Raw genomic sequence first — 12,535 nt, forward strand, 5'->3', positions numbered from 1 at the left:
GGTCAAGGCCACCGGAACGGACGTTTCCATAGCACGAGGGGGTGGGGTCACCCAACCCTGGGAGCCAAGGGAAAAGCGGAGCCGGCACTGGTCGCCGACGCATGGCTGGACCATCTATCCATGCGACTGTCTGTCAATCTGGTTCGGGACCTGTTTTCCATGAGCATGCTGGTGAAGATTCTGCTGCTGGTCGTTGTGCTTGTCGGTGTCGGCGGTTTCGCCGTGCTGGCCAGCGTCGATCTGCCCGCCCCCTCGCAGCCGGTGGAACGGGTGATCCCGAATGACCGTTTCAAGTAACCGGCGCCACCGGCTGGGTGGCCCCCTGGGTGGAATTGCGGCCCTGGGCCTGACGCTGCTGGCCGGCACCGCGCAGGCACAGCAAGCGGAGCCTGTGCCCTCCATCCCCACAGGCGCCCCTGTCTCCCTGTTCCCGCCACCGCCCGCCACGGATCCGGCCCCCGCACCCGATGCCGCCGGCCCCGATGCCGTCGCCAGCCCGGATGCAGCGGCAGCCCCCACCCCCGACGCCCGCTCGCCCAAGGGCGTGATGGTGGAGGAGTTGAAGGCGCAGGACCCGGAACTGGCTGGTACGCTGGGCCCCGACAATGGTGGCCTGACGCCCGATCTGTGGCAGGGGCTGCCGCGCGCCGATGTGGAGGCGCTGGTGGCCGGCATTCCTGCCGGCCTGACCAGCCCGGCCCTGCGGGACATGACCCGTGGCTTGCTTCTGACCAGCGCCGATGGCTTGGGTGGCGGGGAAAAGACCCGGAATTTCGCGGCCCTACGGACCGAGGCCCTGTTGCGCATCGGCGATGCCGACGGGGCCGATGCCCTGCGCAATGTCGCCCCCGCCGTTCTGGAGGATGAAGGGGCGGCGCTGGCCTGGCTGGAGATGCGCTTCTTCACGGGTGACCGGCAATCGGCCTGTGATCAGGTGCCGGGCCTGCTGTCGCGGTTCCAGCATCCCGTCTGGCAGAAATGGCAGATCGTCTGCCAGATCGCCAATGGACAGATGGACGGCGTTTTTCTGGGCCTGGACCTGATGCGCGAACAGGGCGACAAGGACGACCTGTTCGCCCGGCTGGCCGAAGGGGCCGCCAACGCGGTGAAGACGCCCGTGAAGGGCGTTCTGGAACCCACGCCCACGCAACTGGCCTTGATCCTGGTGTCGGGCCGGCCATTCCCGCCGGAAACCAAAATCGCCGGCCCCGGCCCGCTGGCCGCCTTGGCGCGGCTTGGTACCCTGCCGGTGCCACAGCGTCTGGCCGCCGCCGAACGCGCTGTGGCGCTGGGCGGGCTGGACGGTCCCGGCCTGCTGTCGGTCTATGAGGCGGTGGCCGATGCCGATCCAAAGGCCCTGACCGTGGCCGCCGCCAAGAAGCCGACGCCGCTGCTGCGGGCGCAGTTGCTGAAGGCCCTGCGCGCCGAACCGACGCCCGCCGCCAAGGCCGGGCTGTTCAAGGTGGCGATGCTGGCCAGTTCCACCGAACAGCAGGCGGGCGCTTACGGCGCTTTGCTGCTGGAAGAGGCGCGGCAATTCCGCCTGACGGTCGGTTTCGCCTCCATCGCACCACTGGTTGCCCGCCTGCATCTGTTGCAGGGGGAGGCCACCGCCGCCGGCCCCTGGATCAATCTGGCGCGCGATGATTTCAACGCGTCGAAAGATGAAGGGGCCTTTGCCCGGCTCTGGCCGCTGGCCGCCGCCCATGGATTGCTGCGGGAGACGGACTTTGACCGCGCCCGCTGGGTCCGCGACCTGGGTGGCGATACCGCCCGCGACAAGGCGGAAGAGGTGCTGATCCTGCTGACCGCCTTGCATGGCGGCAAGGATGCGCCCCTGCCGCCGCTGGCCGATGGCGGCGCCCCGCCGGGTCAGGTGAAGGGGGCGGTTCTGCTGGACGCCGTTACGGCACTGGGCAGTGACGGGGCCGTGGGCACGCCGGCCTTCGATCTTGCTGCCATCCTGACCGATCTGACCCGCGCCGGCCTGTCCGATCAGGCCCGCCAGATCGGGGCGGAGGCGATTGCCGGCCTGCTGCGGCCGGGGGCGTGACCAGGATGGCGGGGGCAGCGGCCACAGCAGGGGCGGCAAAGGCACGGCCGGGCCGGCCCCGCAAGGCCCCTGCCCCGCCGCCGCCCTGGGTCGATGCCTTTCTGGACATGATGGTGGCCGAACGCGCCGCCAGCCCCAACACGCGCGATGCCTATCGCCGCGACCTGACGGATGTGGCGTCGTTCCTGACACAGGCCAAGCGGCCCGGCTTGGATCAGGCCAGCAGCGATGATCTGCGGGCATATCTGGAACATCTGGCCGCCACCCGCATCAAGGATGCATCAGCAGCAAAGACCGTAGCGCGCCGCCTGTCGGCCCTGCGCCAGTATTACAAATTCCTGGTGTCGGAAGGGCACCGGGCGGAGGACCCGGCCAGCGTGCTGGATACGCCCAAACAGGGCCGGTCCCTGCCCAAGATCCTGTCGGAAGGCGACGTCGCCGCCATGCTGACGGCGGCGGCAGCGCTGGGTGCGCCGGAGGGGCGGCGGCTGAATGCCCTGCTGGAGGTGCTGTACGCCACGGGCCTGCGCGTGTCGGAACTGGTGGGCCTGCCCATGAACGCGCTCACCCGTGACGCCCGCGCCCTGATCGTGCGCGGCAAGGGCGGCAAGGAACGGCTGGTGCCCTTGTCGGCCCCGGCCCGCGACGCCATCGCAGCATATCTGCCCGACCGGCCCTATTTCATGACCAAGGGACGGGAAGGCAAGCAGCAGGCCTATCTTTTCCCCTCGCGCGCCACCGCCGGAATCCTGACCCGGCAGCGGTTCGGGCAATTGCTGAAGGAACTGGCCATCCGCGCCGGGCTGGACCCCGCCAAGGTCAGCCCCCATGTCCTGCGCCATTGCTTCGCCACCCACCTTCTGGATCATGGCGCCGACCTGCGCTCAGTGCAGAAGATGCTGGGCCATGCCGATATCGGCACGACGCAGATTTACACCCATGTCGTGGGCGAGCGCCTGAAACAGGCGGTGGAACAGCATCACCCCCTGTCGGCCAAACGAAAGGCAAAGGCATGATCCGTCTCTTCGCCGCCCTGGCCCTGACCGTCGCCCTGTCCCTGCCATCCTTGGCGCAGGAGGTGGTGCTGGTCCGCCACGCGGAGAAGGCGACGGAAACCGATCCCGGCCTGACCCCGGACGGCCAGGCCCGCGCCCAGGCCCTGGCCAGCCTGCTGCGCGCCACCCCGCCCGCGATGATCCTGACCAGCCACGCACGCCGCACCCGCGACACCGCCGCACCCACAGCGGCAGCCCTGGGCGTGACGCCGGAAGTGGTGCCCATCCCGCCCGGCGATATGCCGGCCCATATCCGCATGACGGCGGAGAAGCTGGCAGCCCTGAAACCGGGTCAGGTGGCGCTGGTGGTTGGCCATTCCAACACTGTGCCCGCCATCATCAAGGCTCTGGGCGGCCCAGCCGTCCCCGACCTGCCGGAATGCGCCTTTGGTCGGTTGTACCGCTGGGACGTGGCGGAGAAGACGCTGCGGATTGAGCGGTATGGGGTGGAGAGCAACTGCCCTCTGGCCGAATAAGGCGCGCAGGCCGGGGAGACGATTGCGGCAGTGCCCCGCCCAACAAAAAAGCCCGCCTCGTTGGAGGCGGGCTTTTTCATTCTCAGGCGGGGTCCGCCGTCGTGATCTTCGGCTTGGGAAGGTCCAGCTTGATGTGCAGTTCCTTCAGCCGATCCGGCGTGGTGGCGTTGGGGGCCTGCATCAGCAGATCTTCGGCGCGCTGGTTCAGCGGGAAGACGATGACCTCGCGGATGTTCGGCTCGTCGGCCAGCAGCATGACCATGCGGTCGATACCGGGGGCCGAACCGCCGTGCGGCGGGGCGCCCAGCTTGAAGGCCGACAGCATGCCGCCGAACTTGGCTTCCAGAACCTCCGGCGGATATCCGGCGATCTCGAACGCCTTGTACATAATCTCCGGTTTGTGGTTACGGATGGCGCCGGACGACAGCTCAACCCCGTTACAGACGATGTCGTACTGATAGGCGTTGATGGTCAGCGGGTCCTGGTTCAGCAGCGCGTCCAGCCCGCCCTGCGGCATGGAGAACGGGTTGTGGCTGAAATCGATCTTCTTACGCTCTTCGTCATATTCGAACATCGGGAAATCGACGATCCAGCAGAACTTGTAGGTGTCCTTCTCGATCAGGTCCAATTCCTCAGCAATCTTGGTGCGGGCCAGACCGGCCAGCTTGGCGGCGGGGCCGACCTGATCGCAGACGAAGAAAACGGCATCGCCATCCTTCAGACCCACCAACTCACGCAAGGCCGCCTGGGCTGCTTCCGGCACGAACTTGGCGATGGGGCCCTTGCCGCCGGCCGCTTCGAACAGGATATAGCCCAAGCCGGGCGCACCCAGGCCACGGGCCCAGTCGTTCAGCTTGTCAAAGAAGCTGCGCGGACGGTCGCTGACCGAGGGCGCGCGGATGGCGCGGACGACGCCGCCCTTCTCGATCACGCCCTTGAAGGCCTTGAACTCCACATCGTCGCGCTTGAACACTTCCGTCACGTCGGTGATCAGCAGCGGGTTGCGCAGGTCAGGCTTGTCATTGCCGTATTTCAGCATGGATTCAGCGTACGGAATGCGCACGAACGGGTACGGGGACACGGCCCGCTTGGTGCCCGTGAAGCTGCTGAATTCCTCAAAAATGCCGTGGATCACCGGCTCAATGGCGGCGAACACGTCTTCCTGGGTGACGAAGCTCATCTCGAAATCGAGCTGGTAGAACTCACCCGGCGAACGGTCGGCGCGGCTGTCTTCGTCACGGAAGCAGGGGGCGATTTGGAAATACCGGTCGAAGCCCGACACCATCAGCAGCTGCTTGAACTGCTGCGGCGCCTGCGGCAGGGCGTAGAACTTGCCGGGATGGTTGCGGCTCGGCACCAGGAAGTCGCGCGCACCCTCCGGGCTGCTGGCCGTCAGGATCGGGGTCTGGAACTCGACAAACCCCTGCTCGATCATGCGGCGGCGGGCCGACGCGATGACGTTGGAGCGCAGAAGGATGTTCTTCTGCATCTTCTCGCGGCGTAGGTCCAGGAAGCGGTAGCGCAGGCGCAGTTCCTCGCCGGCATCCTGCTCGCTATTGACCTGCAAGGGCAGCGGGTCGGCGGCAGACTGCACCGACACGTCGCGCACCACCACCTCGATATGGCCGGTGGGCAGATTCTCGTTCACCGTCTCGCCCGTGCGGGCCACCACTTCACCGGTGATGGTCACCACCGATTCCAGGCGCAGACCTTCAAGCACCTTGAAATGCGGGGAGGATGTGTCGACGACCAGCTGCGTGATGCCGAAATGGTCGCGCAGATCGACGAACAGCAACTGCCCATGGTCGCGCTTGCGGTTGATCCAGCCGGACAGGCGGACGGTCTGACCGGCATGGTCCAGGCGGAGTTGGCCACAATTATGCGAGCGATAGGCGTGCATGGCGGATCGATCCCAGATGCGAACAGGCAACAGAAAGGGGACACCGGCGGCAAAGCCTCCGGCACTTGTCGCGCACACCACACCGGACGGGCCTTGCTTGTCAAGGCCGGCAAGCGATGTGCTGCTACCCGGTTTCCCGCCAGCGCTGAACAATCGCATCGATGGCCCCTTCAACCCGCAACGCCATCAGCGCCGCCTCCAGCCGGGCCGCCTTGTCCGACCGGTTGAAAGGAAGGCCAATATAATGCGGCGACACGACCAACGGCTTGGGCAACAACCGCACCTGATCGGCCACGCCGAGGTGCCGCGCCTTCCATTCCAGGGCGAAACGATCCCCCACCACCATGTCGACCCGGCCGGCCGCCAGTTTCAGCAGGGACAGTTCATCGTTGCGGGCCGGATCGCGGCTGAAATGGGTGGCGCGGTCGAAATCGGAGCCATAGGAATTGCGAAGGGCCGTGCCGATGGTCAGGCCCTGCAGATCATCCAGCGTGTTGAAGGTCAGGACGCTGTCGGCGCGCACGGCAAAGGCGATCTCCCCATCCCGGAACGACCCGACAAGGTGGTAATCCCGCCGCCGCTCCGGCGTTGCCACCATACCGAACAGCAGATCGCACCGCGCCTGCTCCAGCCCCACAATCGCCCGTGACCAGGCCATCTGTTCAATGATGTAGGGCGCGCGGGCGCGTTGCAGCAGGGCGCGGACGATCTCCACATCCATGCCCACCGCTCCCTTCACGGGGTCGGCCCAGCAATAGGGTGGGAAATCGTTGCTGCAATAGACCAGCCAGGGCGGCTCGGCGGCATGGGCGGTGCCGGCGATAAGCAGACCGACGGCACAGACCAGAACATCACGCCGGCCAGAGACCGGCATGGGGGCGGCCACTGCATCGCCTGATCCCCGCCTGTTCACGGTCAACGTCCTTTCAACGTCGTCCTGCGCGGCATTATATACCGTCCCGGCGGGGGCCGGTTATCAATCTGCATGCCGGATTGCCGGATATCCGCATTCGACAGCGGCGATGGCGTGTTGTATCACATCCGGCCATGAGCTTGATCACCACCACCGACGCCCTGTCCGCCTTCATAGAACGTATCCGTGACGCCGAGTACGTCACCGTCGATACGGAATTCATGCGGGAAAAAACCTACTGGCCCGAACTGTGCCTGGTTCAGGTGGCTGGCCCGGATGAGGCCGCCGCCATCGACCCACTGGCCCCCGGTATCGACCTGTCGCCGCTGTATGAATTGCTGGCCGACCCAAAGGTGCTGAAGGTTTTCCATGCGGCCCGCCAGGACCTGGAAATCTTCGTCAACCTGACGGGTCAGGTGCCGGCCCCGCTGTTCGACACGCAGGTCGCGGCCATGGTCTGCGGCTTTGGCGATTCGGTCGGGTATGAGACGCTGATCACCAAGCTGACGCCGGCCCGCATCGACAAATCCAGCCGCTTCACCGACTGGTCGCATCGCCCCCTGACCGACCGGCAGCTGCATTACGCACTGTCCGACGTCACGCATCTGCGCCCGGCCTATGAGAAGATCCGCGCCAAGCTGACCCGCACGGGGCGCGAAGGTTGGCTGGCCGATGAAATGGCCATCCTGACCGATCCGGCCACATACCGCACCGAACCGGAAGATGCCTGGAAGCGCCTCAAGGTCCGCACCGAGAAGCCGCGCTTCCTGGCCATCCTGAAAGAGGTCGCCGCCTGGCGCGAACGGGAGGCGCAGCGCAAGAACCTGCCGCGCAACCGCGTGCTGCGGGATGAGGCGCTGATGGAAATCGCCGCTCATGCGCCCAGCAATGTCGATGATCTGGGCCGCACGCGCGGGCTGGGTGCCGGCATGGCGCAGGGCCGTTACGGTACGGAAATCCTGGCCGCCATCAAGACGGCCCAGGCCATCCCCGACAGCGCCCTGCCCCGGGGGGAGCCGCGCGTGGAACCCGCGCCTGGCATCGCCCCCATCGTCGAGCTGTTGCGCGTGCTGCTGAAAATGGTCTGTGACGACAATGACGTGGCCAGCCGCCTTGTCGCCAACGCCGCTGACCTGGAAGCCATCGCCGGCGACGACAAGGCCGATGTCCAGGCCCTGAAAGGCTGGCGCCGCGACCTGTTCGGCGACGCCGCCCTGCGGTTGAAACAGGGAAAGCTGGCGCTTGCCATCGCGGGCAAGAAAGTGAAGATCGTCGATCTCCCGTAACGGTGATCCAGCGTAGGTCAGGTCGAGCCAAAGGCGAGCCCTGACAGAGTAGGCCTTCGATCCATATACCTGTCAGGGCGCGGCTTCTGCCGCGACCTGACCTACGCTTTACCGCCAAAAAGAAAAACCGCCGAGGTTTCCCCCGGCGGTTTTCTTCAGATGCGCGTTCCTGTCGGAACCGTCAACCGTGGCTGAATCAGCCGACGATCTCGGTACCTGCGAAGAAGTAGGCGATCTCGATCTTGGCGTTGTCCAGGCTGTCGGAGCCATGGACGGAGTTCGCCTCGATGCTCTCGGCGAAGTCCTTGCGGATCGTGCCGGCGGCGGCGTTGGCCGGGTTGGTGGCGCCCATGATCTCGCGGTTGCGAGCCACAGCGTTCTCACCTTCCAGAACCTGCACGACCACCGGGCCGGAGATCATGAAGGACACCAGCTCGCCGAAGAACGGACGCTCGCGGTGAACGTCGTAGAACTGCTCGGCCTGCTGCTTGGACAGCCAGACGCGCTTCTGGGCAACGATGCGCAGGCCGGCTTCTTCGAAGCGGGCGTTGATCTTGCCGGTCAGGTTGCGGCGGGTCGCGTCGGGCTTGACGATCGACAGCGTCCGTTCGACAGCCATGGGTATCTCCATAAGACATAAGGCTTGAAACTGCGGCGGCTTATACAGGGGGACTTTCCGCGCCGCAACGCCGAATCCGGCGGGCCATGTATGCGTCCCGCTTCTGCACCTGTCCGCTTTATGCTATGGGGCGGGCATCATGCTGCAGATCACCGACCTCACCTATCGCATCGCCGGCCGCCTGTTGCTGGATCAGGCCTCTGTCACCATCCCCGCCGGCCACCGTGTGGCGCTGGTGGGCAGGAACGGCACGGGCAAATCCACCCTGCTGCGCCTGATTGCCGGCGAGGTGCAGGGCGATGCCGGGTCCATCACCCTGCCCACCGGCCTGAAGATGGGTTGGGTGAAACAGGAAGCGCCGGGCAGCGAGATGTCGCTGATCGATGCCGTGCTGGCCGCCGATACTGAACGCACCGCGTTGCTGGCCGAGGCGGAGACAGCGACCGATCCGTTGCGCATCGCGGAAATCCATCACCGCCTGTCCGATATCCAGGCCCATTCGGCAGAGGCGCGCGCCGCGCGCATTCTGTCGGGCCTGGGTTTTGATGCCGACGCACAGCGGCGGCCCTGTTCGGATTTCTCCGGCGGTTGGCGCATGCGTGTGGCGCTGGCCGGCGTGCTGTTTGCCGAACCCGACCTGCTGCTGCTGGACGAGCCGACCAACCATCTGGATCTGGAAGCGACCCTCTGGCTGGAGGAGTACCTCCGCAACTACCCGCACACGATGCTGATCGTGAGCCATGATCGCGGCCTGCTGAACCGCGTACCGACCAGCATCGTGCATCTGGATCAGTTGAAGCTGACCGCCTATGGCGGCAATTACGATCAGTTCGTGCAGGTCCGCACCATGCGGATGGAGCATGCCAAGGCCCAGGCCGCCAAGCAGGACGCCCAGCGCGCGCACCTGCAGGCCTTCGTGGACCGGTTCCGCGCCAAGGCCAGCAAGGCCACCCAGGCGCAATCGAAACTGAAAGCGATTGAACGGCTGGGCCCGCGCATCCAGGTCATTGACGACACGCCCGTCAATTTCAACTTCCCCTCGCCCGACGAACTGGCCCCGCCGCTGATCCGGCTGGACGATGTTTCCGTCGGTTATGGCGACCGGGTGGTGTTGCGAAAGCTGGGCCTGCGCATCGATGCCGATGACCGCATCGCGCTCTTGGGCGCCAACGGCAATGGCAAGTCGACGCTGGTCAAGCTGCTGGCCGGTCGCCTGGGCACCATGGGCGGGGAGATGTTCCGCTCAAGCAAGCTGCGTGTCGGCTATTTTGCACAGCATCAGTCAGATGAGCTGAACCTGGGTTGGACGGCCCTGCAACAGATGCAGTCGGTGATGCCGGCGGGTACACTGGAGGGGCAGGCGCGGTCGCATCTGGGCCGCTTCGGCTTTACCCAGCCCAAGGCCGATACCAAGATCAGCAGCCTGTCGGGCGGGGAGAAGGCCAAGCTGCTGCTGGCCATGATGACCCGCGACGCGCCGCATATCCTGATGCTGGACGAACCGACCAACCATCTGGATATCGACAGCCGCGAGGCGCTGGTCGAGGCGCTGAACGAGTATGAAGGCGCGGTGATCGTCATCAGCCACGACCCTTATCTGGTGGAGCTGACCGCCGACCGCCTGTGGCTGGTAAATGACGGCACCTGCAAGCCGTTCGAGGGCGACCTGGACGATTACAAGCGCCTGCTGCTGGAGAAAAGCCGGGCAGAGCGCGCGGCTGCCGCTGGCGTCGGCGGGGGTACTGCCGCCGACAAGTCCGGCGGGCGCGATGCGCGCAAGGACGAACGCCGGGCAGCGGCAGAGTTGCGTCAGCAACTGGCCCCGCTGCGCCGGCAGATCGAGGCGCTTGAGAAGAAAATGGCCACCCTGACCAAGCGCAAGACGGAGCTGGAGGCCAAACTGGCCGATCCCAAGCTTTATGAAGGGCCGTCGGACAAGGTGTCGAAGTTGCAGATTGAGCTGGGTTCCGTCGCCAACGACCTGGAGGGCGTGGAAATGGAATGGCTGGACCTGTCCGAACAGATGGAAACGGCGCTGGCGGCGGGCGGGGTATAGGCCCAATCTCCCTTGATCGTGCCCGACCCAGGGAGATGTCGTGTTCCCTCAATCGCCGGGCGCCCGCATCCGCGGGCTTGGCTTTCGGCGCATGAGCGCCGGGCTGGCAGTCGCCAGCCTGCAAGCAGATGCGGCGAGACATCCCAGGCTTGTCACGGGGCTGTCGTTGCATTGCGGCATTGGGCATGCCATGTCTGATGCTGGTATCACCGTCAGGTTGACAGAATGATCCATCGCCACGCCACGGTCCGCACGCATCAAGACGCCAGCGCCGCCTGGCTGTTCTTCAAGCGCTGGCTGGCCAATCCGCTGAGCATGGCGTCCATCACCCCATCCGCCCCGTCCCTGTCGCGCCTGATGGCCGAACAGATCACACGCGGACCGGACGAGGTGGTGGTGGAGTTTGGTGGCGGCACCGGATCGGTGACCCGCGCCATCCTGGAAGCGGGTGTGCCCGCCGACAAGCTCTACACCGTCGAGCGCGACCCCGAGCTGGCGGATTATCTGCGCCGGCATTATCCCGGCATCCATGTGCTGGAAGGCGACGTGGCCGATATCCGCACCATGCTGCCCGATGATGTGAAGGGCAAGGTGGGCACGGTCCTGGTCTGCCTGCCGATGATCTTGATCCCGGCAGAGGATCAGGGCCGCATCGTCGACGCCATCTTCGACATTATGCCGCCGGGCCGCGCCTTCTATTCCTACACCTATTCCGCCCGTTCCCCAGTGAAGCGCCGGGCGCTGAGCCTAAAGGGCCGCCGCGTTGGCTTCACCATCGCCAATATCCCGCCGGCCAGCGTCTGGCGGTTCTGGCGGGAATAGGGTTACCGCCACACAACCGCTTGCATAGACGACCCCGCATGGCATCCTGGCTCTGGTCGGGAATGGTGGAGAAGCCGCATGCGGGTTCTGGCGGGGTTACTTGTGGCCATCTGCTTGGCAAACGCACACCCCGCACAGGCCTGGGTGCCGCAACGGTTGGGTGTCAGCGAAGAGATCATGCTCGGCCATCTGGAAAATGGCTGGCCAATCGAACAGGCGCATTATTCATTCTGCGTCAAGGTGGACATCGACCGGGAAGGCCGGGTCCTGCCGGGCACCCAACTCTCGTCACGATGGGCGGGGGACAGGCCGCCGCCGCCACCCGAGCCAACAACCCAGGACATCTGGCGCAAGGACAGGGACAGGATGCTGGAACTGGCAAAAGGCCTGCGCTTCCGGCCCGTCACCTGGCAGGGCGCCCCCGTCATGGCCGCCGGCAGGTTGTGTTTTCCCCGTTCCATGGTCCGGGTAGAGGATTGGCTGCCGAACCCACCGGCCTTCCCGGGCATCAAACAGTGGGACGATGTAGAAATCGGCATGCGCCGTGCCCGTTGTCTGGGCTGCTCCATTTACGATGTTTGGATCACGGGAGCCGGCACGGTGGTTTTCAGCGGTCATTCCACGGCATTGTCAGGCAAGTTCAAGACCAGCATCCCGCCTTCCAAGGTCCAGGAACTGGTGGAGCGTTTTCGGCAGGCCCGGTTTTTGGCCATGCGTGATCGATACGATATGCGCTTTCCCCATCAGGGCTACACGACCCTTTGGCTCAGGATCGGCAAGCTGGAAAAAACTGTGTACAGCAGCACCTACAGCGAGGAACTGGGCCGCCCTGCCATATTCAATGATCTGGCGAACGCGATTGATGATACCACCGGCACGGTGCGTTGGGTGAAAGGTGACCCCGGGACGGTTCCTTTCCTGGTGACATCCGGAACTGACTTAGCCTCGCCGACGGTCTTGGCGCTGGCGCAGGAAATGATCCGCACGGGTAACGCGCAGGTCCTGATTGGCTTGGTCGATCAGGACCTGCCACTGGATCAGGTCGTGGACGCAAACGGACTGAATTTCTGGTCAGACAGCCCTATAGGAAATCTGCCGCTGGGTCAGGCCCTGCTGATGATGTCGTTGCGGGATAACCTGCCCGACCTGTTCAGCAGGATGCAGGCGAAAGGATGGGTGAAACGGACCCCTCCCCCCTTTCTCCAACGGTTCAGGCTGACCAATCCCGATATTATCCGCGCTCTTGACGCCGCTGGGATCGAGCAGCCCTACTGGCCGCCGGAGCAGGTGGTTTCCTCTCCTGAAAAATGCTCGATCATGTCCTGGCCAAGCGCAAGCCAGGTCAGCGGGGCGGA

The 12,535-nt window shown here is 65.3% G+C and carries 10 protein-coding genes and 1 pseudogene; 8 read left to right on the forward strand and 3 right to left on the reverse strand.

From position 1 onward, the window contains the following. Nucleotides 1–120: 120 nt before the first annotated feature. Genes ACT6Q8_RS23300 through ACT6Q8_RS23315 form a run of 4 tightly spaced genes read left to right on the forward strand, consistent with a single transcriptional unit; the run spans nucleotide 121 to nucleotide 3,584 of the window. Nucleotides 121–297, forward strand: coding sequence for a hypothetical protein (locus ACT6Q8_RS23300; protein WP_156344455.1), 177 nt, complete (start codon nucleotides 121–123; stop codon nucleotides 295–297). Next, nucleotides 281–2,053, forward strand: a complete 1,773-nt coding sequence (locus ACT6Q8_RS23305; RefSeq protein WP_444734998.1) for a hypothetical protein — start codon at nucleotides 281–283, stop codon at nucleotides 2,051–2,053. The genes ACT6Q8_RS23300 and ACT6Q8_RS23305 overlap by 17 nt, the downstream gene beginning before the upstream one ends. Before the next feature lie 5 nt (nucleotides 2,054–2,058). After that, complete coding sequence (locus ACT6Q8_RS23310; protein ID WP_054166638.1) at nucleotides 2,059–3,069, forward strand: site-specific tyrosine recombinase XerD; 1,011 nt, start codon at nucleotides 2,059–2,061, stop codon at nucleotides 3,067–3,069. Further along, entirely contained in the window at nucleotides 3,066–3,584 is a 519-nt protein-coding gene (locus ACT6Q8_RS23315) for a SixA phosphatase family protein (RefSeq protein ID WP_444734997.1), read from the forward strand. Before ACT6Q8_RS23310 ends, ACT6Q8_RS23315 begins: the two co-directional genes overlap by 4 nt. A gap of 82 nt (nucleotides 3,585–3,666) precedes the next feature. On the opposite strand, the gene aspS is transcribed toward ACT6Q8_RS23315, so the two are convergent. Together aspS and ACT6Q8_RS23325 are read right to left on the reverse strand one after the other, a co-directional pair. Then, complete coding sequence (gene aspS, locus ACT6Q8_RS23320) at nucleotides 3,667–5,484, reverse strand: aspartate--tRNA ligase (protein ID WP_444734996.1); 1,818 nt, start codon at nucleotides 5,482–5,484, stop codon at nucleotides 3,667–3,669. Between the two features lie 124 nt (nucleotides 5,485–5,608). Further along, nucleotides 5,609–6,397: a substrate-binding periplasmic protein gene (locus ACT6Q8_RS23325; RefSeq protein ID WP_444734995.1), complete on the reverse strand. Its 789-nt coding sequence runs from the start codon at nucleotides 6,395–6,397 to the stop codon at nucleotides 5,609–5,611. 134 nt (nucleotides 6,398–6,531) lie between these two features. Here ACT6Q8_RS23325 and rnd point away from each other — a divergent pair, with 134 nt between their 5' ends. Then, entirely contained in the window at nucleotides 6,532–7,683 is a 1,152-nt protein-coding gene (gene rnd / locus ACT6Q8_RS23330) for a ribonuclease D (protein ID WP_054166642.1), read from the forward strand. Between the two features lie 196 nt (nucleotides 7,684–7,879). Here the strand turns inward: rnd and ndk are convergent, their stop codons facing one another. Beyond that, complete coding sequence (gene ndk, locus ACT6Q8_RS23335) at nucleotides 7,880–8,302, reverse strand: nucleoside-diphosphate kinase (RefSeq protein WP_054166643.1); 423 nt, start codon at nucleotides 8,300–8,302, stop codon at nucleotides 7,880–7,882. A gap of 139 nt (nucleotides 8,303–8,441) precedes the next feature. On the opposite strand from ndk, the gene ACT6Q8_RS23340 reads away from it, so the two are divergent. From ACT6Q8_RS23340 to ACT6Q8_RS23350, 3 genes and pseudogenes are all read left to right on the forward strand, one after another. After that, nucleotides 8,442–10,358, forward strand: coding sequence for an ABC-F family ATP-binding cassette domain-containing protein (locus tag ACT6Q8_RS23340; RefSeq protein WP_054166644.1), 1,917 nt, complete (start codon nucleotides 8,442–8,444; stop codon nucleotides 10,356–10,358). 225 nt (nucleotides 10,359–10,583) lie between these two features. Then, entirely contained in the window at nucleotides 10,584–11,180 is a 597-nt protein-coding gene (locus ACT6Q8_RS23345) for a class I SAM-dependent methyltransferase (protein ID WP_054166645.1), read from the forward strand. A 537-nt stretch (nucleotides 11,181–11,717) separates the two neighbouring features. Next, nucleotides 11,718–12,035, forward strand: a pseudogene (locus ACT6Q8_RS23350) (DUF6438 domain-containing protein); the annotation flags it as partial. Nucleotides 12,036–12,535: the final 500 nt, after the last annotated feature.

This window comes from Niveispirillum sp., from assembly GCF_052437035.1.
In the GTDB taxonomy this organism is placed as follows: Bacteria; Pseudomonadota; Alphaproteobacteria; order Azospirillales; family Azospirillaceae; genus Niveispirillum.

Excerpts from the sequence above, each read along its gene's own strand:
- ACT6Q8_RS23300 (WP_156344455.1), top strand. The coding sequence starts at position 121 with ATGCGACTGTCTGTCAATCTGGTTCGGGACCTGTTTTCCATGAGCATG.
- ACT6Q8_RS23305 (WP_444734998.1), top strand. The coding sequence starts at position 281 with ATGACCGTTTCAAGTAACCGGCGCCACCGGCTGGGTGGCCCCCTGGGT.
- ACT6Q8_RS23310 (WP_054166638.1), top strand. The coding sequence starts at position 2,059 with ATGGCGGGGGCAGCGGCCACAGCAGGGGCGGCAAAGGCACGGCCGGGC.
- ACT6Q8_RS23315 (WP_444734997.1), top strand. The coding sequence starts at position 3,066 with ATGATCCGTCTCTTCGCCGCCCTGGCCCTGACCGTCGCCCTGTCCCTG.
- aspS (WP_444734996.1), bottom strand. The coding sequence starts at position 5,484 with ATGCACGCCTATCGCTCGCATAATTGTGGCCAACTCCGCCTGGACCAT.
- rnd (WP_054166642.1), top strand. The coding sequence starts at position 6,532 with ATGAGCTTGATCACCACCACCGACGCCCTGTCCGCCTTCATAGAACGT.
- ndk (WP_054166643.1), bottom strand. The coding sequence starts at position 8,302 with ATGGCTGTCGAACGGACGCTGTCGATCGTCAAGCCCGACGCGACCCGC.
- ACT6Q8_RS23340 (WP_054166644.1), top strand. The coding sequence starts at position 8,442 with ATGCTGCAGATCACCGACCTCACCTATCGCATCGCCGGCCGCCTGTTG.
- ACT6Q8_RS23345 (WP_054166645.1), top strand. The coding sequence starts at position 10,584 with ATGATCCATCGCCACGCCACGGTCCGCACGCATCAAGACGCCAGCGCC.